The sequence below is a fragment of the Herbaspirillum lusitanum genome (genome assembly GCF_046025995.1).
Lineage (GTDB): Bacteria > Pseudomonadota > Gammaproteobacteria > Burkholderiales > Burkholderiaceae_D > Herbaspirillum > Herbaspirillum lusitanum_A.
The window spans coordinates 116,554-140,794 of the sequence record NZ_JAQQFM010000009.1; the positions used below are offsets into that span (position 1 = coordinate 116,554).

The following is a 24,241-nucleotide window of genomic DNA, read 5'->3' on the forward strand; positions in this document are numbered from 1 at the left end:
TGAAGGGGAGTTTAATGAAGAAGCTACTGATTGCCGCAGCGGCAACCTGTGCATCGGCGGGCGCATTCGCGCAAAGCAATGTCACCATTTACGGCAGCCTGGACGCCGGCGTGGCCTACATCAATAACCTGAACGGCGGCTCGGTCAGCCGTCTGGATCAGGGCACCATGCAGCCTGATCGCATCGGTTTCCGTGGTGTTGAAGATCTGGGCGGCAATCTGCAGGCCAACTTCCAGCTGGAAGCCGGCTTCTACACCGACAGCGGCGCCCAGCCGAACAGCAGCAAGCTGTTCAATCGCTACAGCACGGTCGGCCTGTCGGGCAACTTCGGCGCGGTGACCATGGGCCATATGCCGGATGTGGTGTTTGATTACATCGGCAAGCTCTCCAACGGCTATCAACTGACCAACTGGTACCTGTTCCACCCGGGTAACCTGGATAGTCTGGCCAACACCTATCAGTTCGACAATGCGCTGCGCTACACCTCGCCGACCATGGGCGGTTTTCAGGGCAGCCTGATGTACGGTTTCGGTGAAGTCGCAGGCGACAGCGGCAACGGCCGCAACGTCAGCGCCGGCGGCAGCTACACCAACGGCCCGCTGCGCGCAGCCCTGGCCTATTCCAAGCTGAACAATCGTGCAGCGGGTTACGCCGGTACCTTCCTGACCAGCGTCGGTCTGGGCAATGCGGCGACCGTGTTCAACAGCCTGACCACCATCGCCGGCGGCGTCGGCTACACCATCGGCAGCGTGCGCATGAACGCGGCTTACACCCAGGTCAAGCTGGATATGCCGAGCGGCGTCACACCGAAGCAGAAGAATCTGGATCTGGGTGCGGCATGGCGTTACGCCAATCTGGACACCATCAACTTTGGCTATGGTCTGTCGAAGCTGGAAGGCGCGCGCTGGAACACCTTCAGCCTGAGCCACGTGCATGAGTTCTCCAAGCGCACGCAGTTCTACGTGCAGGCGGCGTATCAGCGCGCCGGCGGCGACGCGCGCTTTGCGGTCATGAACGGTACCGGCGCCAGCGGCGCAACCGGCGTGTCCGGCGGCACCAGCCAGCTGGTGACCACGGTCGGCATGCACCATTCGTTCTGATGTTCTGTTGCTGTCCCGCAGGACAGGGTTGAGCGCCTGTCCTGCACTTCTGTAGGTAGTCTTGTTTTTGCCGGCAGTATTTTGCTGCGAAGGATCTGTGGATCTTTCGCAGCTTTTTTATTTCAACGCGCGATATTGCTGAAGCAGCAAGACGGCGGGCGGCGTGCGCTGCTGTTCTCATTCAGAGGCGTCACTGAGCATGTCATTTTCGAGACGTGCTGCAAACGTCCTTGTGCATATCCATATGATTTCGGGAGGGGAAAATCGTGATTGCAAATCTGCGACTGGGGGCCAGGCTAGGTCTGGGATTCGGCTTGGTGCTGGCATTGCTGGCGGGGATCGCCGCCCTGGCCATCGCCAGTCTGGGCACGCTCAACGAGGGCACGCAGCGCATCGTCAAGGATCGTTATCCGCAGGTGCTGCTGGCCAATGATGTGCTGCTCAACATCAGTGAAAACGCCAGCGCCATGCGCAATCTCTTGCTGATCGACGATCATGAAAAGCTCAAGCAGGAAATCGCTCTGATCGGGCGCGGAGAGGATCAGATTACGGCTAATCTCGACAAGCTGAAGGCGCGTCTTTCAAGCGAACAGGGACGCAAGTCATTCGACGAAATCACCGGGCTGCGTGCGCGCTACAGTGAGGGGCAGAAGAAATTTCTGGAGCTGGCCTCCACCGGCGCCACCATGGATGCTTCGCAATTGTTGTTGAGCACGCTGCGCGAGGATCAGCAAAAATATATCGCGCGCGTCAAAAGCTATATTGCAGTCGGCTCGATGATGATGGATCGCAGCAGTCAGGACGCGGCCGATCAATATCGCAACAAGACCCTGATCATGCTCGGCATCGCCGCCCTGGCGGTGCTGGCCGGCGGCGGCTGCGCCTTCTGGATCACGCGTTCCATTACGCGTCCGGTGCAACACGCGGTGGAGGTCGCGCAGCGCGTCGCCGACGGTGATCTGAGCAGCCGCATCAGCGTGCGTTCACGTGATGAAATCGGCCAGTTGCTGATGGCCTTGCAGCAGATGAATCAGAGTCTCGGCGGGATTGTCGCCAGTGTGCGCGGCGGGGCTGAAACCATTGCTACCGCATCGGCGGAAATTGCCAACGGCAATCTGGATCTGTCGTCGCGCACCGAGCAGCAAGCCGGTTCGCTGGAAGAGACTGCGGCCGCCATGGAGCAGTTGACGGCGACCGTGCGCCATAACGCGGACAATGCGCAGCAGGCGAACGCGCTGGCGCAATCGGCATCCGAGGTGGCCCAGCACAGCGGCGGCGTGGTGCAGCAGGTGGTCAGCACCATGTCGGCCATCAGCGAGGCCTCGCGCCGGATCGTCGACATCATCGGCGTGATCGACGGCATCGCTTTCCAGACCAATATTCTGGCCTTGAATGCAGCGGTGGAAGCGGCACGCGCGGGCGAGCAGGGGCGCGGTTTTGCGGTGGTGGCCTCGGAGGTGCGCAATCTGGCGCAACGCTCCGCCGGCGCCGCCAAGGAGATCAAGATGCTGATTGCCGATTCGGTCGACAAGGTCGATGCCGGCGGCAAACTGGTGACGCAGGCCGGAGCCACCATGGATCAGGTGGTCAGCAGCGTACGCCGGGTAAGCGCTATCGTGGCGGAGATCAGTTCGGCCACGCGTGAGCAGCGCGCCGGCATTGAGCAAGTCAATCAGGCGATCGTGCAGATGGATGAAACCACGCAGCAGAATGCGGCGCTGGTGGAGCAAGCCGCCGCCGCCGCCCAATCCTTGCAGGATCAGTCAAGCAGCCTGATGCAGACGGTCGGCGTGTTTCGACTCGGCGACAGTCTTGCCGTCGTCAGAACAGAGATCACAAGGACCGCAGGGAGGGGAAGGCCCATGCCAGCGTTGAGCGCATTGACAGCGGCGCCGGTAGTGCTGGATTACACATCGCTTGCTGCGGCCCATTCTGCGGCATTGCATGCGCCTGTTGCTGCGAGGCATGATTCTTAACTCGCTGAGTCGCTGTCAAAGGAAGGGCTGCTTGGTCGGCGGACCTTTCTTTTTGCCTCGCAGTCGCCGAAGATTAGTCAGAGCGCAGGGCTGATCTCGTGCTACAACTTGGTTACAATAGCCCATCATTAAAAAAGCGCCGGCCGCGGGAACGGTGGGCGCCAAGACATTGTTCAGGGTGAGGCAAATGCGTAGTGGTGTCTATGAAGGTCAGAACGGCGAATTCCGTTATCTGTTGGCCTATTCGGAAACGGCTGAGGGCTGGATCATCGATGGTGTTCATCTGCTGAGAAACGGCGCCTTGCTGTTTCCCAAGATGGCCTTGCCGGGCGTGTGCGCCGACGAAAAAACGGTGGTCGCGCGCGGCGTGGGATGGTGTGATGTGGTGGTGCAACGCATTCTCGTCGACGACGAGAATCCGCCTGTCGATTATTCAAAGGTAGTGCGCCGCTGAGTGCGCATTTGCTTCTGTGACGCGCGCATCTAATGCGTGCCTAAAAACGCCGCCTCAGGGCGGCGTTTGCATTTCCTGGGCCAGCCTAAGTCAGCTTGACCGCGCGACCGATGTAAAGAATCGGTCCGGTCGGACGACCGATCGGCGAGCCGGTTTCGGGCTCCAGCGTGATTTCGAACAACTGGTCCGCCTGCAACGGCGGCAGGCGGTCCAGGTTGATGCGCTGGCTTTGCCCCGGTTTGACCAGACCCAGCGAAACCGGGCCTTTCCAGTCATTGCCCTTGGTCCAGAATTGCAGGGATTTCTGCTGCGGCACGCTCACTGTCGCTAGCGGTATCAGGTTCAGTTGATCATTGCCGCCGCCGCTGGCGCCGGTTTGCACCACCCAGCCGGGGGCCTTGTCTTGTGGCGCCACCAGCACCACCATGAAACCAGGCGTGGCAGGCGGATTCGCCATGCGCACGCCGACCAGCGCGCCCAGCGCGACGGCGGTGGCAAAGCTGCCGGCGGCCAGCCAGCGCCAGAACATCAGGCTGTTCCACCATTCGCGCCAGCCGCCGGCTTCGCGCACGCGCTGCGGCGTCAGCATCGGCAGGCTGCGTTCTATGCGTTGCCAGAGTTGCGAGGACGGTTGCACCGGTTCCGCCAATGCGGTCAGCGGCAGCAGACGCTGTTCCCAGTGAGCGACGGCGGCGCGCAATGCGGCTTCATCCGGCAGGCGGCGTTCGACTTCCTGCCGTTGTTCAAAATTCAGGGTGCCGAGTACGTATTCGCCGGCCAGTTGCATCAGGTCTTCTGCTTCGTTCATGCCATGCACTCCCGCAATGCGCCCAGGCCACGCTTGATCCAGGCTTTGACGGAACCCAGCGGCGCCTTGAGCCGCTGCGCGATTTCGCTGTGCGAGCAGCCGTCGACGTAGGCGAACAGAATGCTGGCGCGCTTGCTGGCATCCAGATGCGCCAGGCAGTCGTTGAGTTTGCCGAGACTGGCGTTCAGCTCGAAGGCCTCGGCTGCGTCGTGCGCCGCGTTTTCGTGCAATACCGCTTCCACGGTGTCTTCATCCGCTGCGACTTCGCGCTCGCGCGAGCGGATCGCATTGAGCGCCTTGTTGCGCACGATGGAATATATCCAGCCGCGTCCGGCACCTTTGCCTGCATCGAAACCGCCGGCGCCGCTCCAGATACTGAGAAAGGCGTCGTGCAGCACGTCTTCGGCCAGTTGGCGCTGGCGCACGATGCGCAGCGCCACGCCCAGCAGATAACGGCTTTCCTGTTGATACAGGCCTTGCAGCGCGCCACGCTCACCGCGGGCGCAAGCGCGCAGCGCGGCATCGTAGTCGAAGGTGTCGGGAGCGATAGGCAAGATAGGCGGCTTTTCAGAAATCGGATTGGCCGGTCGATACTGCGCGACCCTGGCGAAGGTGCAGGGATTATAACCATGCGCTCCGGCCAGTCCTGATTTACTGAGGCGATCGCGGGACGGGCAACATGTTATCCGCTGCCGCACCGCCGATCACCTGATTCACACTGGCATCAGACTCAGGCCGCCTTCCAGAAGATGTAGTCAGCCTGATACTTGACGGTCTGCTTGATGCCCATGTTGGCCATGCCGCAGGGGCTGGCCGGTGCGATGCCGCCCATGGTCGCCACGCGCTGGATGTAGGTCACGCCGCTCATGGCGCCGCTGCCCACGGCCGGATTCGCCTTGACCAGCTGATACGGAATATTGGCGGCGCCGGCCGGTGCCACCGCCAGCTGAGTCGCCGTGATCTTGGAGCCGTCCATGCTTTCCCAGGTGGCCGGTGGGCCGTAGTACTTGCCGACCTGCTTGCCGCTGCGATCGTTCAGCGCAGCGTCGGGGCCGACGAAGGTCCATTCGTACTGGCCGGCCATGTCCTTCTTGGCGCGGCATTCGTAGGTGATGTCGCCGACGCCGACAGTCTGCATCACGACCTGGTTACCGGCCGGCACCTTGACTGCAGCCGGCAAAGCGTCCTGAGAATACATGGGCTGCATGGGCGCGCAGGCTGCCAGCACGGCGGACGACAGGATCAGCGAAGCAATGGCGCCGCGGCGCAGGCTGTTGGAAGCGAAAGAAGTGCGTTGCATGAGAGGCTCCTGGTAGTTGTAGGGTATCGATTTGTCGGTCGATACAGGTACTACCCGCCAGATGCAGTTTTGGATGCAGTGCGCGAAAAAAATTTTATGCGAGGACGTTTTCAGCCATGTTCAGAACCGGAACATCCGCGCTCAGAACGGATTCTTGTCCGGGATCGATACGACCCAGATGTCATCTCCGGCCTTGACCAGATTGAGGGCGTAGGATTTGTCGCCGAGCTTGAAATCGCAGCGTGCCGTGCGGTCTTCCGTCTTGCAGTTGACGTCGCTGACATCTGCCTTCCTGGCGTTTTCGATAAGCGTCGCCGGGGCTTGAAATCTTTCCAGAATGCGAACCACGCCATCTTTCAGCTTGGCGTCTTTGGGCGCATCGCTGCAGGCCGACAGGGCCAGCGAAAACAGGATAAGACCGCCGATTTTAGTTTTACTCATTTTTTTGGCAGCGTTGAGGGGCTCGTGCTGGGGCGCATTATATCGATGAAGCCGGCTGCCAAATCGGCCCTTGCAAAAGAAATATCCGCATATTGCCCAGGAGGAAGGTTTGAGTCGCACAAAGTCAATCGCGGTGTGTGGGATCGGGCTGGCTCGTGTTTTTATTGTCAGGCTGATCATGCAGGCAGAAGCGCGGCGACTCGTTGCCGTAAAAGAAGAAGGCCCTTGATCAAGGGCCTTCGTTTTCTTGCTTGTTGCCGCCTATTCGCGGGTGATTCGCAGTTGATCGCAGCGCTTCAGCGTTTGCCCGCCGACTTTTCCACCACCGGCAAGGCGGTCTTGTACTTGATCTGTTTCAGCGCAAAGCTGGAGCGGATGTTCTTGATGCCGGGGATCTTAGTGAGGTGGTCGAGAATGAAATGTTCCAGCGCCTGCAGATCCGGCACCACCATGCGCAGCAGATAGTCTTCGTCGCCGGTCATGAGATACACCTCCATCACTTCGTCGAAGGCGCTCACGGCCGATTCGAACTGCGCCAGCGCGTGCGCTTCCTGGCGTTCCAGAATCACTTTGACGAAGACGTTGACCTTGAGTCCGAGCATGTGCGGGTCGGCCAGCGCCACGTAGCGCGAGATGATACCCTCGGTTTCAAGTCGCTTCACGCGCGCCAGCGTCGGCGAGGGTGACAGGTTGATGCGGCTGGCCAATTCCAGATTGCTGATGGAGCTGTTCTCTTGCAGGATGTTGAGAATCCGTAAATCGGTGGTATCAAGTTCCATGTCTGAAATTTAATTCTGCGTTGGTGAAATATTCGGCATAAGTTGCTGAACATTGTAAGTCAGTCCCGGTATTTTGGTGACTCATGCTGCCCTTTAAGGCGTATCGTAGTTTGTTATCCGATAAGAACACCAACGAACGCTAATTAGCCAACACTTAAGGAGACCAGGAAGTGGACATGTCATCAGCCAGTGGAATTGCCCGGGATATCGACATCGATTCGCAAGAAACGCAGGAATGGCTGGAGGCGCTGCAAAGCGTGCTGGCCGAAGCCGGTCCGGATCGTGCCCGTTTCCTGCTGTCGCGCATGAGCGCAGCGGCGCAGCAATGGGGCATCAACTGGCGCGATGCGCGCAACACGCCTTACGTCAACACCATCCGTGCCGCGCACGAGCCACCGTTCCCGGGCGGCTCCGATGCGCAATCGCTGGAAGAGCATCTGGCCAGCATCATGCGCTGGAATGCGCTGGCGATGGTCGTGCGCGCCAACCGTGCTTACGGAGAACTGGGCGGACACATTTCCAGCTACGCGTCTGCCGCCGATCTGTTCGAAGTCGGCTTCAATCATTTCTTTCGCGCACGCGATGACAAATTTGCCGGCGACATCGTCTACTTCCAGCCGCATTCGGCCCCCGGCATTTATGCCCGCGCCTTTCTCGAAGGCGCGCTGACTGAAGAGGATCTCGGCTTCTACCGCCGCGAGATCGAAGCCAAGAAGCACGGCAAGCAAGGTCTGTCGTCTTACCCGCATCCCTGGCTGATGCCCAATTTCTGGCAGTTCCCGACCGGCTCCATGGGCATCGGTCCGATCAATGCGATTTATCAGGCGCGCTTCCTGCGCTATATGGAAAACCGCGGCCTGCTGCAGGATCAGGGACGCAAGGTCTGGGGCGTGTTCGGCGACGGCGAAATGGATGAGCCGGAATCGCTGGCGGCGCTGAGCCTGGCCTCGCGCGAGAAGCTGGACAATCTGATCTTCGTGGTCAACTGTAATCTGCAGCGCCTGGACGGCCCGGTGCGCGGCAACGGCCACATCGTCGACGAACTCGAAACCCTGTTCGCCGGCGCCGGCTGGAACGTGGTCAAGCTGCTGTGGGGCTCGGACTGGGATGCACTGTTCGCGCGCGACAAGGACGGCGATCTGGTGGATGCGCTCAACCGCACGGTGGACGGCCAGTTGCAGACCTTTGCGGCCAATGACGGTGCTTTCAACCGCGAACACTTCTTCGGCCAGACTGCCGGCACCAAAGCCATCGGCGCCACGCTGACCGACGAAGAAATCAATCGCCTGCGGCGCGGCGGACATGACATGAAAAAGATCTTCGCCGCCTATCAGGCCGCCGCCGATCATCGCGGCCAGCCGACCGTGATTCTGGCGCAGACCAAAAAGGGCTATGGCATGGGCGCGGCCGGTGAAGGCAAGATGACGACGCACCAGCAGAAGAAGCTGGATGAAGAAGTGCTGCTGGCCTTCCGCGACCGCTTCAAGCTGCCGCTGTCCGATGAGCAATGCCGCACGCTGGCCTTCTACAAGCCGGCCGACGACAGCGCCGAGATGAAGCATCTGCATGCGCGCCGTGCCGCGCTGGGCGGCTACATGCCGCGCCGCAAGGCCGGCGACGGCAAGCTGGCGGTGCCGTCTATCGAGGTGCACAGCAAGTTTGCGCTGGAAGCCGACGGCAAGGAAATGTCGACCACCATGGCGCTGGTGCGCCAGCTCGGCAATCTGCTCAAGGACAAGGAAATCGGTCAGTACGTGGTGCCGATTGTTGCTGACGAAGCGCGCACTTTCGGCATGGCCAATCTGTTCCGCCAGGTCGGCATCTATTCATCGCAAGGCCAGTTGTATGAGCCGGAAGACATCGGCTCCATCCTCTATTACCGCGAAGCCAAGGACGGCCAGATTCTGGAAGAGGGCATCACCGAGGCCGGCGCCATTTCTTCGTGGACTGCCGCCGCCACCAGCTATTCGGTGCATGGCCAGCCGATGCTGCCGTTTTACATTTATTACTCGATGTTCGGCTTCCAGCGCATCGGCGATCTGATCTGGGCTGCGGCCGATCAGCGCGCCCGCGGTTTCCTGATCGGCGCCACCTCAGGCCGCACCACGCTGGGCGGCGAAGGCTTGCAGCATCAGGACGGCAGCAGTCACATCTCGGCGGCGACGATTCCGAACTGCGTCTCCTACGACCCGGCCTACGCATACGAGCTGGCGGTGATCGTGGACAACGGCATGCGCCGCATGCTGGAGCGCAACGACGACGTCTTTTACTACGTCACGGTCACCAATGAAAATGAAGCACAGCCCAGCATGCCGGCCGGCGCTGAGGAAGGTATTCTGCGCGGCATGTATTGCCTGCAGCCGCAAGCGAAAGCACAGGTGCGTCTGCTGGGTGCCGGGCCGCTGCTGAAGGAAGCGATTGCCGCCGGCGAACTGTTGCGCAAGCACTGGAATGTCGCGGCGGAAATCTGGAGCGTTACCAGCTATACCGAGCTGGCGCGCGACGGCATCGCGGCGGAGCGCAATGCGCGCTTGTCGGCAGAGAAGACCGCCTTGCCTTATGTCACGCAGCAATTGCAGGGCAGCCAGGCGCCGGTGATCGCGGTGAGCGATTACGTGCGCACCTTGCAGGAAAGCATTCGCGCCTACGTGCCCGGCCGTTACGTCACGCTCGGCACCGATGGTTTCGGTCGCAGCGATACGCGCGTCAATCTGCGCGACTTCTTCGAGGTGGATGCCAAGTGGATTGCCTACGCGGCGCTGGCGGAGATATTCGCAGACGACCGCAAGCTGTTGCAGGACGCTGCAGCGACACTCGGGATCGACACCGGCAAGCCTTTGTCCACCAGCGTCTGAGTTCGGATCGCGCTTGCGAAAGTTTGCTCAAGGCACGGCTGACATGAAGATCAGCCGCGCGGATTGAAAACTTCTCATCGAAGACCGCGTTTCGCTTTGCTATATTGGAAGGCCGGTTGCGTCAGGCGTGACCGGCCTTATTCATTGGCGGCAGGCGGCAACATCCCATGCTCCGCCGATTCAGATCGCAAACGGTTGGGCTCGTATGGGTGAAACCGCATCGCGACAACGACACACTGACAACCTCAGACAGGAGCAGAGACAATGGCAGCACCGAAAAGAATAGCGTTGGTCACCGGGGCCGGATCCGGCATCGGCCGGCAGATATCACTGGCGCTGCTGCGCGAGGGCTACGGGGTGGCGCTGGCCGGCCGCCGCCTTGAGCCGCTGCAGGAAACCGCCAGACTGGCTGGCGCGGCCGCCGAAAATGCCTTGGTGGTGTCGGCCGACGTGGCCGATCCGGCGTCGGTGAAGTCGCTGTTCGAACGCACTCACGACCGCTTCGGCCGGCTTGATCTGCTGTTCAACAATGCCGGTATTTTTGCGCCGCCGGTATCGCTGGAAGAGTTGAGCTTTGAACAATGGAAGTCGGCCGTCGACATCAATCTGACCGGCGTTTTCCTGTGCACGCAGGAAGCCTTCAAGATCATGAAGGACCAGTCGCCGCGCGGCGGACGCATCATCAACAACGGTTCGATTTCGGCACATGCGCCGCGGCCGTTTTCGGTCTCGTACACTGCGACCAAGCACGCCATCACCGGCCTCACCAAATCGACCTCGCTGGATGGCCGTCGCTACGACATCGCCTGCGGCCAGATCGATATCGGCAATGCTTCGACCGACATGACCACGCTGATGAAGAAGGGCACCTTGCAGGCCGATGGTTCGACCAAGGTCGAGCCGACAATGGATGCCGAACACGTCGCCAAGGCCATCCTCTACATGGATAGCCTGCCGCTGGATGCCAACGTGCAGTTCATGACGGTGATGGCGACCAACATGCCCTTCGTCGGACGCGGTTGATGCCGTGATGTGTCGGCGGCGCTGCCCGGATTCTTGATCCGGTCACGCTGCACCAATAAAAAAGCCGCAAGTCATTGCGGCTTTTTTTTTGCATTCCGAATTTCTGCAGCGCTGGCGTCGGAAGAATCAGTTGCCCTTCATGCCGCGCCATTCCGGCGTCAGTTCATGCTGGATCGAAAACAGATCCAGCACCCGGCCCAAGGTGTGATCGACCATCTGCTCGATGGATTGCGGGCGCTGATAAAAGCCCGGCAGTGGCGGAAAGATTATCCCGCCCATTTCGGTCACGCTGGTCATGTTGCGCAGGTGGGCCAGATTGAAGGGCGTTTCGCGCACCATCAGCACCAGGCGGCGGCGCTCCTTCAATACGACATCGGCCGCGCGCGTAATCAGATTGTCGGACAGCCCATGCGCAATCGAGGCCAGGGTTTTCATGGAGCATGGCGCCACGATCATGCCGGCTGAGGCAAACGATCCGCTGGCGATGGAGGCGCCGACGTCACGCACATTGTGGACTACGGCGGCCAGCGCTTCGACCTCCTTGCGGCCCAGATCCATTTCCTGATGCAGATTCAGCACGCCGGCGTCGGAGATCAGCAGATGCGTCTCAATGCTCGGATGATCGACCAGCAATTGCAGCAGACGCACGCCATACACTGCACCTGTCGCGCCGGTAATGGCGATGATCAGGCGCTGGCGTGCAGGCATGTCGGGGGGCTTGGCGGAAGAGATGGCGCGGGCCGGATGACGGATCAGAGGGCTGGGATCAGCCCTTGATCAGGGTTTGCAGTTCGCCCGATTCGTACATTTCGTTCATGATGTCCGAACCGCCGACGAACTCACCCTTCACATACAGTTGCGGGATGGTTGGCCAGTTCGAGTATTCCTTGATGCCCTGGCGCACGTCCGGGCTTTCCAGCACGTTCACGGTCACGATATTGTCGGCGCCGCTGGCCTTCAGCAATTGGATCGCCTTGCCGGAGAAGCCGCATTGCGGGAATTGTGCAGTGCCCTTCATGAACAGCACAACAGCGTTTTGGGATACGGTTTCCTTGATCCAGGATTGAACGTCGCTCATGGCATTACCTCAAAAAATGATGATTGCCGACATTATAGGGAAAAGCGGGCCCGCGCGTTGAAGACTCGGGCTTTTTGCCGGCGTGAAAATGTGGTTTTTCCGCTGGTTTCCGGCGCGTTTTACTCGCGGCGGAACATCTCGGATGCAGTGGCAGTCGATGTTGACATCCGGCAATGCGCAGGGCCGGATCGACGTCATGGCTGCCTTTGCAGCAAAAACTGTCTTGATGATCAAATGCGGGTTTGTGAGGGGAATATCAAGCGCAGAAATCAGACTGGCGCCAATGCGATAATTATTTATACACATTCAGCCGGGCTGTTGCGGTATCGCCGCGTAAGCAAACGCGCGAGAGGCGGGACGCAAAAAAGGGCGCCGCAGCGCCCTTTCATCTGTGTGCCGGTTCTTCACGGCAAGTGTTTATTTATGTTGCAGCCGCCGGTTCAATGTCGGACTCGTCCGGCAGGCGCTTGGCCACTGAATGGTGGTTCTGGATGCGGTCCTTGTGTTTCATGACCTGGCGATCCAGCTTGTCGATCAATGCGTCAATGGCCGCATAGAGATCGTGGGCGATGCTTTCTGCATGAAGATCCTTCCCCTTGATATGGACGTTGATTTCGGCCTTTTGCCTTTTTTCTTTTTCTGTCAGTTTATCGACGCTGAGAATGACGCTGATATCGATGACATGATCGAAATGCCGCTTGATGCGCGCCAACTTGCTTTGCACGTACTCCCGAATGGCTGGGGTCAACTCGAGGTGATGTCCACTAATGGTCAGATTCATACAACTCTCCTATCGTGAAGTCGCTGGAGGTTCCTGCGGTCTGAGCGGTCATGCAATGTTGTCAGATTTTCGCCTGAACACAGTGACGTGGTGCAAATTACTACAGAAAAACTTATAAGGATTTGCGAAGATTGACTGGTGGAATTCTCAGAACTTCCCGGTATTTCGCGACGGTGCGTCGCGCAACCACCATGCCCTGTTCAGCCAGCATATCCGCAATCTTGCTATCAGAGAGGGGGGTTTTGGGGTCTTCTGCTCCTATCAGTTGTTTGATCAGGGCCCGTATCGCGGTAGAGGACGCTTCTCCACCTGTTTCCGTTGCGACATGGCTGCCGAAGAAGTATTTCAACTCAAACATGCCGTGTGGCGTCAGCATATATTTTTGAGTCGTCACGCGAGAGATTGTGCTCTCGTGTAGACCCAGTGTATCAGCAATTTCACGCAACACAAGGGGTCTCATGGCGACCGCTCCGTGCGAGAAAAAGTTTCTTTGTCGTTCGACAATGGCCTGTGCCACACGCAGTATGGTGTCGAAGCGCTGACGCATGTTTTTGATCAGCCACTTGGCTTCCTGCAGCTGCGATGTGAGCGAAACTTCGCCTTTGGCCTGCTTCAGCGCATTGGCGTACATGGCATTCACGCGCAGCTTGGGCATCACATCGTGGTTGAGTAAAACCTGCCAGCCGTTCTTGGAATATTTGACGATCACGTCCGGCACCACATAGTCCGATACATCACCGGCAAACTCCGAACCCGGATGCGGATTGCATTGGCGGATGATCGCCTGCGCTTCACGCAGATCTTCGTCGTCGCAATCGAGCGCTTTCTTGATCTTGTTGAAGTCGCGTTGTGCAAACAACTGCAGACATTCTTCAACGATGCGCAGTGCCATCTTGCGCGTAACGAAAGCCACTTTCGGCATGCGCCGGATCTGCAGCGCCAGACATTCGCTCGGCGAGCGTGCGCCCACGCCGGCGGGATCGAGACTTTGCAGCAGCGTCAGTGCGATCGACAACTCTTCAAGATCGACTTCCAGTTCTTCCGGAATGCGGGCGTGGATTTCTTCCAGCGGTTCTTCCAGATAACCATGTTCGTCCAGCGCATCGGTCAGCAGTTCGAGCAGGCCGCGGTCGCGCACGGTGCGCGCGGTCACGCGAATCTGTTCGAGCAGATGTTCGCGCAGCGTAGTTTCGTGGGCTTCCAGTTGCGGGCGGGCGTCCTCGTCATCCGGCGTCTTGCCGGTGCGGGCGACATCGTCGAAACTCCAGTCGCTTTCGCCGGCGATGCTGGTATCGGTGTGGGGCGACAGTTCCTGAAATTCGAATCCGGGATCGGTGTCGCCGGAGGCCGGCGTGCTCTCGCCCTGATGTTCGCCGCCTTCGCTGATGCCCGAGGACTGGGTATTGCTGATGGCGCCGTCGGCCAACAGCCGCACCGAATTATCGAGTGCATCATCCATCCGTTCCAGCAAAGGGTTGTCGGTCAGAATCTGTTCCAGCTCCTGATGCAGTTCCAGCGTCGACAATTGCAGTAGCCTGATCGACTGCTGCAATTGCGGCGTCAATGCAAGGTGTTGCGAAGTACGTAACTGGAGCGACTGTTTCATCTAATCCTTGAGGCCTGCTTGCTACATGCGGAAGTGTTCGCCAAGATAAACGCGTCGCACCGACTCGTTGGCGATGATGTCGTCCGGGCTGCCACTGGCCAGCACCGTCCCTTGATTGATGATGTAAGCGCGGTCGCAGATGCCCAGCGTCTCACGCACGTTGTGATCGGTGATCAGCACGCCGATGCCGCGTTCCTTAAGGAAGCGCACGATGCGCTGAATCTCGATCACGGCAATCGGATCGATACCTGCGAATGGTTCATCAAGCAGTACGAAACGCGGATCGGTGGCCAGGGCGCGCGCGATTTCCACGCGCCGGCGTTCACCGCCCGACAGCGACAGCGCCTGGCTGTCGCGCAGCTTCTCGATCTGCAATTCGTGCAGCAGATTATTCAGACGGCCTTCGATTTCATCGCGGCTCAGCGGCTTGTCGTTTTCACGACGCAGTTCCAGCACGGCGCGGATATTGTCTTCCACCGTCAGCTTGCGAAATACCGAAGCCTCCTGCGGCAGATACGACAGACCCAGTGTGGCGCGCTTGTGAATCGGCATGCGCGAGATGGCGGCGCCGTCGAGATCGATTTCGCCGCCGTCCGACGGCACCAGGCCGACGATCATGTAGAACGAAGTGGTCTTGCCGGCGCCGTTGGGGCCCAGCAATCCGACCACTTCGCCGCTTTCGACCTGCAGCGAAACGTCACGCACCACCTGGCGCGCGCCATAGCTTTTCTTCAGGCCGCGGACCACCAGAGAACTTGCCATATCAAGGGCCTTTCTTTGGTTGCGCCGGCGTCTGCTGCTGCATCTGCGGTGAGGCCGGATCGCCCGGTACTTGCACCGGCGGCGTCTTCGGCTGAATGATCGCGGTGATGCGGCCGGCGCCCGGCTTGCTCTCGCCGGCGGCGGTGTTGTTGACCGAGTAGAACTCGGAACGGCTGTCATAGGAAATGAACTCGCCGTTCACTTCGTCGGTGATGCGGCTGCCATCCATGCGCTGGATGTGCGCGCGGTTGAATAGCTTGGAAATTTCAGTCTGCTCGGTATATTCGATGCGTTCGGCATGGCCCTCTATCCACAGATTCGGGCCGCCATCGCGCTTCTGGCGGAAGCTGGCCAACTGGCCCGGCGCTGCATACAGCACTGCCAATTCATAGCCGTACTGATCGGTCGTCAGCACCACCTTGCCGGCCTTGATCAGCAGCGTGCCGCGCGTCAGCACGACGTTGCCGGTGAAGGTTTTGATCTGGCGCACATCGTCGTACACCATCTGTTCGGCCTCGATGCGGGTCGGCTTTTCGGAGTCGGCTTTTTCCGCGTGGGCGATGCCGCTCAGAGTCATCAGCAGCATGAACGGCAATAAGAGGGAGCGTTTCATAAAATCCTGTCGGGCGTACGTTATAAGTATTTTCCGCGTTCGGTTTCAGCGCTTGCGCGCCTGTGGTTCGTAGTAACCACGCACACTGCTGAGCAATTTCACTTCTTGTGTCGCATTGTTGGCGACCATGCCGGTGCCATTCAGTTTGGTGGTGCCCATCGTGATTTCAACCGGTTTGTCGGTCTTGACGATTTCATCGTCGGGCAGCAGCAAGAGATATTCCGATTTCAGATGCATGGGTTGCGATTTGCCGCTGGCGCCGCGTGTTGCATTGGCGTTGCCGTACATGTGAATCTTGGTCTGTTCGTCGGTGATGCGCGCGGTGTCGGAGTACAACTCCATCGGCGGTCTTTCCTTGGTCAGGCTGTGCACCACGGGCTTGGTGACCTCGAAGGAATCATCCGCCGGGAAGTGGACCATCTTGATGCCGGAAATGTCGTAGCGCGGCGTACCGTTCAGCGCCATCTTCACGTAGTGGAAATTTTCCAGATAGTAGTCAGGCTTGGTGCGCGGGCGGTCCGACAGTTTGTCGTCCATGCTGCGCTGCATGACCTGCAGCACCCAGAAGCTGCCCAGCGCCAGCGCGATCAGCACCACCGTCACGATGCCGATGCGGATGCGTTGCGCTGCGCGTTCGCCGCTGTGGTTGCTCATGCCAGATACGACGCCAGCGCCGCCTCGTAGTTACCTTGCGCAGTCATGATCAGGTCGCAGATCTCGCGCGCCGCGCCGTTGCCGCCGCCGGCTTGCGTGATGTAGTCGGCGCGCGACTTGACATCGCGATGGCCGTTGGCGACGCAGGCCTTGAAGCCGACCTGCACCAGCACCGGCAGATCGATCACATCGTCGCCCAGATAGCCGCAGTCGGCCGGCGTCAGGCTGGTCTGCTGCAACAATTGGCTGAATGCCACGCGCTTGTCGTGCACGCCCTGAAATACGTGGGCGATGCCCAGATCCTTGGCACGCCGGATCACGAACGGCGACTGGCGCGCGGTGATGATCGCCGTCGCCACGCCGGACTGTTGCAGCATCTTGATGCCGTGGCCGTCCAGCGCATTGAAACGCTTGAGCGCTTCGCCGTCGGCGCCGTAGTACAAGCCGCCGTCGGTCAGCACGCCGTCGACGTCGAAAATCATCAGCCGGGTGGCGGCTGCTTTTTCCAGCGCTGCGCTTGCAAACACGTCGCTCATCAGATCACCTTGGCGCGTGTCAGATCGTGAATGTGCAGGGCGCCGACCAGCACCCCTTGCGCATCCGCGACCAGCAATTGATTGATGCGGAATTCTTCCATCACCTGCACCGCATCCACCGCCAGCTGATCGGGATGAATGGTGCGCGGGCTGGCGTGCATGACGTCGGCAATCGAGAATCGGGTGAGGTCCTGGCCCTGTTCCAGCAGACGGCGCAAGTCGCCGTCGGTGAATACGCCGAGCGGACGATGTTGATCGTCGACCACGGCGGTCATCGCCATGCCCTTGCGGGTGATTTCCATCAAGGCCGCCGACAGCGATACGTCGGGACGCACGGACGGCACTGCATCGCCGCTGCGCATCACATCGCGGACATGGGTCAGCAAACGGCGACCCAGTGCACCGCCGGGGTGCGAGCGCGCAAAATCTTCTTCGCGGAAGCCGCGCGCATCCAGCAGCGATACCGCCAGGGCATCGCCCATCGCCAGCGTGGCGGTGGTGCTGGCGGTGGGCGCCAGATTCAGGGTACAGGCCTCCTGTGCCACGCCGACGTTCAGATGCACGGCAGCCAGGCGCGCCAGAGCGGATTCATCGTTGCCGGTCATGGCGATCAGGCCGGCGCCCATGCGCTTGATGATGGGCACGATGGCCATCAGCTCAGCCGTTTCGCCGGAGTTCGAGATGGCAATGAAGACGTCGTTGGGCGTGACCATGCCGAGGTCGCCATGGGCGGCTTCGGCCGGATGCATGAACAGGGCGGGGGTGCCGGTGGAGGCAAAGGTGGCGGCGATCTTGCGACCGATGTGGCCCGATTTGCCGATGCCTGAAACGACTGCGCGCCCCTTGCAATTGAGCAATAGTTGCACGGCCAGTGCCAGCGGTTCGCCGGTGTCGTCGGACAGGCGGTTTTTCAGCGCCAGAATGGCGTCGGCCTCGATCTGCAGCGTCTGGCGGGCCAGTGCAAGCGCGCGCCGCGCGTGTTCGGGCGAAAAAGAGGCAGGCGTAGTTTTATCATCGGTTAAACTCATAACCGAAGTATAAACGAATTAGCAAAGCAAGAAACTTGCCAGATGTAAGCCGGTGTGTCTTGACAGAACTCGAAACTCCACTTGCACTTTTTAGGAGCGTGGATGTTGCGATGCGAAATCCCGGCGGCAGACTTTTGCCGGGGATGGCCGAAATGTCGAGCGGGCCGGCAACTTTCAGGACCACGGCAAGCACAGCGAAACGTGCAAGAGCGCAGTTGACCGGCCGAAAACGGCGGTGCCGATGCGAAGCTTGGGCTTGCCGACAGGCGAAGGTCTCAGCTTTTTGTTTCAGGATTTGTCACAACTTCTTAGTCTTCGCGTCGCACAAAAAACTATAAAACAACGACCGGGGAGAGACTGAACTCGGCGGACCTAACCGCACTGGCAGAAATCCATCCCTTAAGCAGCTTGCAAAAAGCCTCTCTCTAAATGTCCTGTCCGGTCTCGGGCCAATGCACAATTATGGGCATGTTTCTCGCTTAGCCAAATGCAGGCCTGTCGTTTGTATTTTGCTTCTTAATAAAACCTAAACTAAATACTCCTCAATGTTTTCAGGTCTGGAGCTGACACTATTTCTGTTGGGCGCGGCGGTGCTGGGCGTGGTGGCATTCCGCATGATGCATTTGCCGCCAATGTTGGGCTATCTGGTGGTGGGCATCATCATTGGCCCGCACGGTCTCGGTTTCGCCGAAGACAATGAAACCACGCACGCGCTGGCGGAGTTCGGCGTGGTGTTCCTGATGTTTTCCATCGGTCTCGAATTTTCGCTCAACAAGCTGTCGGCGATGCGGCACATCGTGTTCGGCCTCGGCGTGGCGCAGGTGGTGCTGACGATTGCCGTGACCATGGTGTTCGGCTGGGGCCTGGTGTATCTGCTTCCCCAATTCGCCGACATCAGCTGGCAGGCCGCGTTCGCGCTGGGCGGTGCGCTGACCATGTCGTCCACCGCCATCGTCTCCAAGCTGCTGACCGAACGGCTGGAACTGGAAACCGAGCACGGTCGCCGCATTCTCGGCGTGCTGCTGTTTCAGGATCTGGCACTGGTGCCGCTGCTGATCATCGTGCCGGCGCTGGCGCGCAATACCGGCAACCTGATGGTCACGCTGGGCTGGGCGGTCACCAAGGCCATCGTGGTGCTGGCGCTGCTGCTGTTCTTCGGCCAGAAGCTGATGCGCGGCTGGTTCAAGATCGTGGTCAAGCGCCGTTCGCAGGAACTGTTCATGCTGAACCTGCTGCTGATCACGCTGGGCGCGGCCTGGATTACCGAAAAGGCCGGCCTGTCGCTGGCGCTGGGTGCCTTCATCGCCGGCATGCTGATTTCCGAAACCGAATACCGGCATCAGGTGGAAGAAGACATCAAGTCCTTCCGCGATGTCTTGCTGGGCTTGTTCTTCATCACCGTCGGCATGCTGCTCAATGTGCACGTGATGCTGGAGCACTGGGCACTGGTGCTGATGCTGCTGACCGGGCCGGTACTGCTCAAGTTCGGTCTGATCGCGGCGCTCGCCAAGCTGTTCGGCGCCTCCACCGGGGTGGCGCTGCGCACCGGTCTGGCGCTGGCGCAGGCCGGCGAATTCGGCTTTGTGCTGCTTAATCAGGTGAGCGGTCTGCAACTGATAGACCCGGTGCTGATCCAGGCGATTCTGGCGTCGATGGTGCTGTCGATGCTGGCTGCCCCGTTCATCCTCGCCAAATCCGACGCCATCGTCATGAAGCTGTCGGCCAATGAGTGGATGCTGCAATCGCTGGCGCTCACGCAACTGGCGACACGCACCATGAATGCGCAGAAGCACGTGATCATCGCCGGCTTCGGGCGCAGCGGCCAGAGTCTGGCGCGTTTGCTGGAAGAGGAGGGGATTCCCTATCACGCGCTGGAGATGGATCCCGAGCTGGTGCAGGATGCGCGCAACGGCGGCGCCAATGTTTCCTACGGCGACGCGGCGCGCCGCGAGAGCCTGGTGGCGGCTGGCATCAATCGTGCTGCAGCTCTGGTGGTGACCTATGCCAGCACGCCGTCGGCGCTCAAGGTCTTGCATCATGCCGGCGAACTGGCGCCTGATTTGCCGGTGATCGTGCGCAGCTACGATGATGCCGATCTGGACAAGTTGCTGGCCGCCGGCGCCACCGAAGTGGTGCCGGAGTCGCTGGAAGGCAGCCTGATGCTGGCCTCGCATGCGCTCGTGATGCTCGGCGTGCCGCTGCGGCGCGTGGTGCACCGGGTGCAGGAGGCGCGCGACGAACGCTACGCCTCGTTGCGCGGTTACTTCCACGGCGTCGGCGATCTGCCGGACGACAATGAGGGGCTCAACGTGCGGCTGCAATCGGTAACCCTGATCGACGGCGCCAGCGCCATCGGCCATACGCTGGCGGAACTGGATCTGCCGGGCCAGTGCGGCGCGGAAGTGGCGATGCTCCGGCGCGCCAAACTGCGCGTCGATATGCACAATGACATCGTGCTGCAGGGCGGCGACATCGTGGTGCTGCGCGCCACCTCGGAAAACATACTGAAAGCGGAAAAACAGTTGCTCAGCAAATGAATCGCAAATTCACAGATACGCAGACGCGCAGAGCCTCCGCAGCACATAAGAACACTCAAGCCCAGCCATGAATCTCATCGAGCGCATCTGCAGCATCATCCTCCCGGTCTTTTCCATCATCGGCATCGGCTACGCCTATGCTCGCTGGCGCGGCGAAGTGGTGCGCTCCGACATGGCGTCGGTCAATCGCGTCTCGATGGAAGTGCTGGCGCCGCTGATGGTGTTCAGCGCGCTGGCGGCCAAGGACTTCGACTTCGTGCACAACGGCTGGCTGATCCTCGCCAGCGTACTGATCTCGCTCGGTTCCGCCTTGCTGTCGTGGCCGGTGGCGCGCTTTCTTGGCTACGACAAGCGCACTTTTCTGCCGCCCATGATGTACAACAACGGCGGCAACATGGGGGTGCCGCTGATGCTGCTGGCTTTCGGCCCGCAAAGCCTGTCGGCGGCGGTGGCGTTGTTTACGGCGGCCACGCTGGTCTACTTTTCGCTGGGTGTGCGCATGATGCAGGCCGGCCGCGATCAGCGTCCCGGCTCGCTGCTGCGTCTGCTGAAAAGCCCGATCATGGTGGCCATGATCGCTGGCGTGCTGTTTGCGCTGCTGCATATTCCGGTGCCGGCGCCGCTGTTCTCGGCCATGAAACTCCTGGGCGAGGCCAGCATTCCCATCATGTTGTTCGCGCTGGGCGTGCGCATGATGGACATCAGTTTCAAGAGCTGGCATATCGGTCTGGTGGGCGCGGTGGTGTGTCCCCTGAGCGGCCTTGTTTCTGCGCTGGTGCTGGATCAGGTGCTGCCGCTGACGCCTGAGCAGCGCGGCCTGATGTATCTGTTCGCAGCGCTGCCGCCGGCGGTCCTGTGCTTCATGGTGGCCGAACAATACCGGCAGGAGCCGGATAAGGTGGCCTCCATCGTGCTGCTGGGGAATCTGGCGGCCATCGTATTTGTGCCGATTGGTCTGTGGCTGGGCCTGCCTTCGCGTCCGCATTAAGCCGGACAGCATCACAGGGAAGCTGGCACGGGAAATGCTGGAGAGATGAACCCGCCAAGGGTAAAGGAAGATCGCGGTCAGGCATGCATTCTGTCAGGCGAAAAAATGCTTGCCTGCCCCGCGCTCGCCTCATCTCAGCATCGTTTTCCGGGACGTGTTTATGCTCAAAAATCTCTCCATCAAGATTCGCCTGATTTTCGTGATCGGCTTCCTCGCCGTGTTGCTGGTGGCCTCAGGCTTGCTCGGTCTGAACGGCCTGCGTCTGACCAACGACGCCATGCGCTCCATGTATGAAGACCGGCTGGTGGTGCTGACGCAACTGGCGCAGATATCGGCTGCGGTCGACAACGGCCGCTACGGCATCGCCACCGCCATCGTCGGCGACTCCGGCGAAATCGACGCCAACATGAACAAGCTGGAGCAGGCTTTCAAGGATAGCGACAAAATCTGGGCCGCCTACATGGCGACCTACCTTACCCCGGAAGAACAAGGTCTGGCCACGCAGTTCGTCGAGCAGCGCAAGAAGCTGTTCGAGGGCGGCGTGCACCCGGCGGCGGAAGCCTTGCGCAACCGCGATTTTCAGGGGGCGACCGACCTCTACAACGGCGATCTGCTGAAACTCTATAACGATGCCCACGGCACACTGGGCAAGCTGATCGAATTGCAGCGCCGCGTCGGCAGTGAAATCTATCAGGACGCGCAGCAGCGTTATCAGGTCTTGCTCGGCATGGCGATTGCCGGCATCGTGATCGGCCTGTTGGTGGCGGCAGTAATGGGCGTATGGCTGGTGCGGGCGATTTCGCGGCCGCTGGAACAGGCGGTCAAAGTGGCGCAAGGGGTGGCCGCCGGCGACCTGACGCAGGACATCGTGGTGCACGCCCAGGATGAAACCGGGCAACTGATGCAAGCGCTGCGCACCATGAATCAGAATCTGCAAAACATCGTCGGCGAGGTGCGCGTGAGCACCGACACCATCGCCACCGCCTCATCGGAAATCGCCAGCGGCAATCTCGATCTGTCTTCGCGCACCGAACAGCAGGCCGGCTCGCTGGAAGAAACCGCCTCGGCCATGGAAGAACTGACCTCGACCGTCAGGCAAAATGCCGACAATGCGCGTCAGGCCAATCAACTGGCGGCCTCGGCCTCGGAGGTGGCGGTGCATGGCGGCAATGTGGTGGGCGAAGTGGTGCAGACCATGAACTCGATCAATGAGTCATCGCGCAAGATTGTGGACATCATCAGCGTGATCGACGGCATCGCGTTTCAGACCAATATTCTGGCGCTGAACGCGGCAGTGGAAGCGGCGCGCGCCGGTGAACAGGGTCGCGGTTTCGCCGTGGTGGCGTCGGAAGTGCGCTCGCTGGCGCAGCGTTCCGCGGCGGCGGCCAAAGAGATCAAGACTCTGATCGACGATTCGGTGGAAAAGGTCGGCGCCGGCAGCCGGCTGGTGGCGCAGGCCGGCAGCACCATGGATGAGGTGGTCAGCAGCGTCAAGCGGGTCACTGACGTGATGGGCGAAATCAGCGCCGCCAGCAATGAGCAGAGCACCGGCATCGAAGAAGTGAACCGCGCCATCACCCAGATGGATGAAACCACGCAGCAGAACGCTGCGCTGGTGGAGCAGGCCGCCGCGGCCGCGCAGTCGCTGCAGGATCAGTCCCATCGTCTGCTCACGGCGGTCAGCGTGTTCCGCCTGAACGGCATGCAGCAGATGAATGCTGCGCCGGTCGCGCCGGTCAGGAAGGCTCAGCTTGCGGCAGTATCCGCCGGCAGTTCGCCGCGCCCGGCCGGGGAAGATATTACAGCGGCGCCTGTGGCCGGCAAGCCGCTCAAGGCCGCGGTCGCTGCGACGAAGGCGGAGGCCGGCGACTGGGAGCAATTCTGAGGTTTTTGCCTGAGCGGAGTGGCTGAGGCTGAGGCTGAGTCGCAATGAAAAACGCGGACATGTGTCCGCGTTTTTTTGATGCCGGTTTGTTCTTCAGGCCAGCGATTCATTCGCTGAGCCGAATATCCTCGGACGCCGCCGAGCGACTACCCGGCAAGGGCTGATTGCTGAGGCCGTGAAATGCAAACACCACCGAGGATTTGACCTGTTCGGAATTGTTGCGCCCGGCGGCGTGAAACAGACCGCTGTGAAACAGCACCACATCGCCTTTTTGCAGATCCAGCGGCAGGCCTTGCGCAAACAGGGCCTGATTGGCCGGCACTTCGGGACGCAGAAAATCCAGCTCATCCATCTGGTCCGGCGCCAGTTGCAGACGATGCGAACCGGGGATGAACTTGAGGCCGCCGTTGTTTTCATTTTCCGGGCCCAGCGCCAGCCAGACCGAGATCAGATCATTGCGCTGGAACGACCAGTAACGGATATCGCGGTGCCAGCCGGTGGCGGTGCCGAAAGTCGGGTTCTTGGTCATCACGCAGTTGTGATGCGAGAGCGTGATGCAGACCGGCTCGCCGAAAATCTGGCGCAGCACGGCCAGCAGTTGCGGACTGGAGGCCCACTCGCGAAACACCTCGTCGCGCTGCCAGGCGGCACGCAGACGCCGCGCCGTGCGACCGCCTTCGCTTTCCAGCGACGCCGGGGCGCCGGCATAGCCGACTTCGGCTTCATATTCGAGCGGCTGTACCGCGCGCTGCAGATGATCCTGCGCGACCTGCAGCATGCGGTCGCAGTCGGCGACGCTCAGCATACCCTTGAGCAGCAGAAAACCTTCATCACGGAAGGCATCCGTCTGGGCTGAGGAAAGTGGCATATCCATGGCGATTTCTTGATCTTTCTCGATCTCTGTTTCTTTGTTGCTTGAACCTGATTCTATGATCCGCGCCCGCACCCCTCGATGCGGGCGCCGCGATGGCGCAGGACGCGGAGCATGCACAATGCAAATTATGCGCCGCTAATGTAGCGCTTGCATTGCCCGTGGC

23 protein-coding genes are annotated in these 24,241 nt (G+C 60.3%); 8 read left to right on the forward strand and 15 right to left on the reverse strand.

What is annotated here, in order from left to right; translation table 11 throughout:
• Positions 1-14 precede the first annotated feature (14 nt).
• The 3 genes from PQR62_RS20235 to PQR62_RS20245 all read left to right on the forward strand — a co-directional run bounded on the left by PQR62_RS20235 (position 15) and on the right by PQR62_RS20245 (position 3,530).
• Positions 15-1,100, forward strand: coding sequence for a porin (locus PQR62_RS20235; RefSeq protein WP_408159829.1), 1,086 nt, complete (start codon positions 15-17; stop codon positions 1,098-1,100).
• Positions 1,101-1,366: 266 nt separating this feature from the next.
• Positions 1,367-3,076 (forward strand): methyl-accepting chemotaxis protein, encoded by a 1,710-nt coding sequence (locus PQR62_RS20240; protein WP_408159830.1) that lies wholly within the window; start codon positions 1,367-1,369, stop codon positions 3,074-3,076.
• 187 nt (positions 3,077-3,263) lie between these two features.
• Positions 3,264-3,530 carry a hypothetical protein gene (locus PQR62_RS20245; protein ID WP_408159831.1) on the forward strand — a complete coding sequence of 89 codons (267 nt, stop codon included), beginning with the start codon at positions 3,264-3,266 and terminating at the stop codon, positions 3,528-3,530.
• Positions 3,531-3,615: 85 nt separating this feature from the next.
• Here PQR62_RS20245 and PQR62_RS20250 read toward each other — a convergent pair whose 3' ends face one another.
• From PQR62_RS20250 to PQR62_RS20270, 5 genes are all read right to left on the reverse strand, one after another.
• Positions 3,616-4,338 carry an anti-sigma factor gene (locus tag PQR62_RS20250; RefSeq protein ID WP_408159832.1) on the reverse strand — a complete coding sequence of 241 codons (723 nt, stop codon included), beginning with the start codon at positions 4,336-4,338 and terminating at the stop codon, positions 3,616-3,618.
• Complete coding sequence (locus tag PQR62_RS20255) at positions 4,335-4,892, reverse strand: sigma-70 family RNA polymerase sigma factor (protein WP_408159833.1); 558 nt, start codon at positions 4,890-4,892, stop codon at positions 4,335-4,337. Before PQR62_RS20255 ends, PQR62_RS20250 begins: the two co-directional genes overlap by 4 nt.
• A 176-nt stretch (positions 4,893-5,068) precedes the next feature.
• On the reverse strand, positions 5,069-5,638 hold the full coding sequence (locus PQR62_RS20260; protein WP_408159834.1) for a DUF3455 domain-containing protein: 570 nt from the start codon (positions 5,636-5,638) through the stop codon (positions 5,069-5,071).
• A gap of 141 nt (positions 5,639-5,779) precedes the next feature.
• A complete protein-coding gene (locus PQR62_RS20265; RefSeq protein WP_408159835.1) occupies positions 5,780-6,079 on the reverse strand; it encodes a hypothetical protein in 300 nt (99 codons plus the stop codon).
• A 296-nt stretch (positions 6,080-6,375) separates the two neighbouring features.
• Complete coding sequence (locus tag PQR62_RS20270; RefSeq protein ID WP_408159836.1) at positions 6,376-6,858, reverse strand: Lrp/AsnC family transcriptional regulator; 483 nt, start codon at positions 6,856-6,858, stop codon at positions 6,376-6,378.
• Between the two features lie 176 nt (positions 6,859-7,034).
• Between PQR62_RS20270 and mdeB the strand changes: the two genes are divergently transcribed.
• Positions 7,035-9,713 carry an alpha-ketoglutarate dehydrogenase gene (mdeB, locus tag PQR62_RS20275; protein WP_408159837.1) on the forward strand — a complete coding sequence of 893 codons (2,679 nt, stop codon included), beginning with the start codon at positions 7,035-7,037 and terminating at the stop codon, positions 9,711-9,713.
• Between the two features lie 264 nt (positions 9,714-9,977).
• Positions 9,978-10,736: an SDR family oxidoreductase gene (locus PQR62_RS20280; RefSeq protein ID WP_408159838.1), complete on the forward strand. Its 759-nt coding sequence runs from the start codon at positions 9,978-9,980 to the stop codon at positions 10,734-10,736.
• A 126-nt stretch (positions 10,737-10,862) separates the two neighbouring features.
• Here PQR62_RS20280 and PQR62_RS20285 read toward each other — a convergent pair whose 3' ends face one another.
• The 9 genes from PQR62_RS20285 to PQR62_RS20325 all read right to left on the reverse strand — a co-directional run bounded on the left by PQR62_RS20285 (position 10,863) and on the right by PQR62_RS20325 (position 17,794).
• On the reverse strand, positions 10,863-11,444 hold the full coding sequence (locus PQR62_RS20285; protein ID WP_408159839.1) for a UbiX family flavin prenyltransferase: 582 nt from the start codon (positions 11,442-11,444) through the stop codon (positions 10,863-10,865).
• A 58-nt stretch (positions 11,445-11,502) separates the two neighbouring features.
• Entirely contained in the window at positions 11,503-11,814 is a 312-nt protein-coding gene (grxD, locus tag PQR62_RS20290) for a Grx4 family monothiol glutaredoxin (RefSeq protein WP_408159840.1), read from the reverse strand.
• 421 nt (positions 11,815-12,235) lie between these two features.
• Positions 12,236-12,595: a ribosome hibernation-promoting factor, HPF/YfiA family gene (gene hpf, locus PQR62_RS20295; RefSeq protein ID WP_408159841.1), complete on the reverse strand. Its 360-nt coding sequence runs from the start codon at positions 12,593-12,595 to the stop codon at positions 12,236-12,238.
• Positions 12,596-12,707: 112 nt separating this feature from the next.
• Entirely contained in the window at positions 12,708-14,201 is a 1,494-nt protein-coding gene (locus PQR62_RS20300; protein WP_408159842.1) for an RNA polymerase factor sigma-54, read from the reverse strand.
• 21 nt (positions 14,202-14,222) lie between these two features.
• Positions 14,223-14,963 carry an LPS export ABC transporter ATP-binding protein gene (gene lptB / locus PQR62_RS20305; protein WP_408159843.1) on the reverse strand — a complete coding sequence of 247 codons (741 nt, stop codon included), beginning with the start codon at positions 14,961-14,963 and terminating at the stop codon, positions 14,223-14,225.
• Between the two features lies 1 nt (position 14,964).
• Positions 14,965-15,576, reverse strand: coding sequence for a lipopolysaccharide transport periplasmic protein LptA (gene lptA / locus PQR62_RS20310; RefSeq protein ID WP_408159844.1), 612 nt, complete (start codon positions 15,574-15,576; stop codon positions 14,965-14,967).
• Positions 15,577-15,621: 45 nt separating this feature from the next.
• A complete protein-coding gene (lptC, locus tag PQR62_RS20315; RefSeq protein ID WP_408159845.1) occupies positions 15,622-16,230 on the reverse strand; it encodes an LPS export ABC transporter periplasmic protein LptC in 609 nt (202 codons plus the stop codon).
• Entirely contained in the window at positions 16,227-16,766 is a 540-nt protein-coding gene (locus PQR62_RS20320) for a KdsC family phosphatase (RefSeq protein ID WP_408159846.1), read from the reverse strand. Before PQR62_RS20320 ends, lptC begins: the two co-directional genes overlap by 4 nt.
• Positions 16,766-17,794, reverse strand: a complete 1,029-nt coding sequence (locus tag PQR62_RS20325) for a KpsF/GutQ family sugar-phosphate isomerase (RefSeq protein ID WP_408159847.1) — start codon at positions 17,792-17,794, stop codon at positions 16,766-16,768. The genes PQR62_RS20320 and PQR62_RS20325 overlap by 1 nt, the downstream gene beginning before the upstream one ends.
• 545 nt (positions 17,795-18,339) lie before the next feature.
• Between PQR62_RS20325 and PQR62_RS20330 the strand changes: the two genes are divergently transcribed.
• The 3 genes from PQR62_RS20330 to PQR62_RS20340 all read left to right on the forward strand — a co-directional run bounded on the left by PQR62_RS20330 (position 18,340) and on the right by PQR62_RS20340 (position 23,204).
• Positions 18,340-20,331 (forward strand): monovalent cation:proton antiporter family protein, encoded by a 1,992-nt coding sequence (locus PQR62_RS20330; RefSeq protein WP_408159848.1) that lies wholly within the window; start codon positions 18,340-18,342, stop codon positions 20,329-20,331.
• A 67-nt stretch (positions 20,332-20,398) separates the two neighbouring features.
• Complete coding sequence (locus PQR62_RS20335; RefSeq protein ID WP_408159849.1) at positions 20,399-21,319, forward strand: AEC family transporter; 921 nt, start codon at positions 20,399-20,401, stop codon at positions 21,317-21,319.
• 160 nt (positions 21,320-21,479) lie between these two features.
• The gene (locus PQR62_RS20340; protein WP_408159850.1) at positions 21,480-23,204 is read left to right on the forward strand and encodes a methyl-accepting chemotaxis protein; all 1,725 of its coding nucleotides are present in this window, start codon (positions 21,480-21,482) and stop codon (positions 23,202-23,204) included.
• Positions 23,205-23,310: 106 nt separating this feature from the next.
• Here PQR62_RS20340 and PQR62_RS20345 read toward each other — a convergent pair whose 3' ends face one another.
• A complete protein-coding gene (locus tag PQR62_RS20345; protein ID WP_408159851.1) occupies positions 23,311-24,078 on the reverse strand; it encodes a phytanoyl-CoA dioxygenase family protein in 768 nt (255 codons plus the stop codon).
• Positions 24,079-24,241: the final 163 nt, after the last annotated feature.

Excerpts from the sequence above, each read along its gene's own strand:
- PQR62_RS20335 (WP_408159849.1), top strand. The coding sequence starts at position 20,399 with ATGAATCTCATCGAGCGCATCTGCAGCATCATCCTCCCGGTCTTTTCC.
- PQR62_RS20330 (WP_408159848.1), top strand. The coding sequence starts at position 18,340 with ATGTTTTCAGGTCTGGAGCTGACACTATTTCTGTTGGGCGCGGCGGTG.
- PQR62_RS20270 (WP_408159836.1), bottom strand. The coding sequence starts at position 6,858 with ATGGAACTTGATACCACCGATTTACGGATTCTCAACATCCTGCAAGAG.
- PQR62_RS20300 (WP_408159842.1), bottom strand. The coding sequence starts at position 14,201 with ATGAAACAGTCGCTCCAGTTACGTACTTCGCAACACCTTGCATTGACG.
- mdeB (WP_408159837.1), top strand. The coding sequence starts at position 7,035 with ATGTCATCAGCCAGTGGAATTGCCCGGGATATCGACATCGATTCGCAA.
- PQR62_RS20285 (WP_408159839.1), bottom strand. The coding sequence starts at position 11,444 with ATGCCTGCACGCCAGCGCCTGATCATCGCCATTACCGGCGCGACAGGT.
- lptC (WP_408159845.1), bottom strand. The coding sequence starts at position 16,230 with ATGAGCAACCACAGCGGCGAACGCGCAGCGCAACGCATCCGCATCGGC.
- lptA (WP_408159844.1), bottom strand. The coding sequence starts at position 15,576 with ATGAAACGCTCCCTCTTATTGCCGTTCATGCTGCTGATGACTCTGAGC.
- PQR62_RS20265 (WP_408159835.1), bottom strand. The coding sequence starts at position 6,079 with ATGAGTAAAACTAAAATCGGCGGTCTTATCCTGTTTTCGCTGGCCCTG.
- PQR62_RS20320 (WP_408159846.1), bottom strand. The coding sequence starts at position 16,766 with ATGAGCGACGTGTTTGCAAGCGCAGCGCTGGAAAAAGCAGCCGCCACC.
- PQR62_RS20340 (WP_408159850.1), top strand. The coding sequence starts at position 21,480 with ATGCTCAAAAATCTCTCCATCAAGATTCGCCTGATTTTCGTGATCGGC.
- PQR62_RS20280 (WP_408159838.1), top strand. The coding sequence starts at position 9,978 with ATGGCAGCACCGAAAAGAATAGCGTTGGTCACCGGGGCCGGATCCGGC.
- PQR62_RS20325 (WP_408159847.1), bottom strand. The coding sequence starts at position 17,794 with ATGAGTTTAACCGATGATAAAACTACGCCTGCCTCTTTTTCGCCCGAA.
- PQR62_RS20235 (WP_408159829.1), top strand. The coding sequence starts at position 15 with ATGAAGAAGCTACTGATTGCCGCAGCGGCAACCTGTGCATCGGCGGGC.
- PQR62_RS20260 (WP_408159834.1), bottom strand. The coding sequence starts at position 5,638 with ATGCAACGCACTTCTTTCGCTTCCAACAGCCTGCGCCGCGGCGCCATT.
- PQR62_RS20250 (WP_408159832.1), bottom strand. The coding sequence starts at position 4,338 with ATGAACGAAGCAGAAGACCTGATGCAACTGGCCGGCGAATACGTACTC.
- PQR62_RS20345 (WP_408159851.1), bottom strand. The coding sequence starts at position 24,078 with ATGGATATGCCACTTTCCTCAGCCCAGACGGATGCCTTCCGTGATGAA.
- grxD (WP_408159840.1), bottom strand. The coding sequence starts at position 11,814 with ATGAGCGACGTTCAATCCTGGATCAAGGAAACCGTATCCCAAAACGCT.
- lptB (WP_408159843.1), bottom strand. The coding sequence starts at position 14,963 with ATGGCAAGTTCTCTGGTGGTCCGCGGCCTGAAGAAAAGCTATGGCGCG.
- PQR62_RS20245 (WP_408159831.1), top strand. The coding sequence starts at position 3,264 with ATGCGTAGTGGTGTCTATGAAGGTCAGAACGGCGAATTCCGTTATCTG.
- hpf (WP_408159841.1), bottom strand. The coding sequence starts at position 12,595 with ATGAATCTGACCATTAGTGGACATCACCTCGAGTTGACCCCAGCCATT.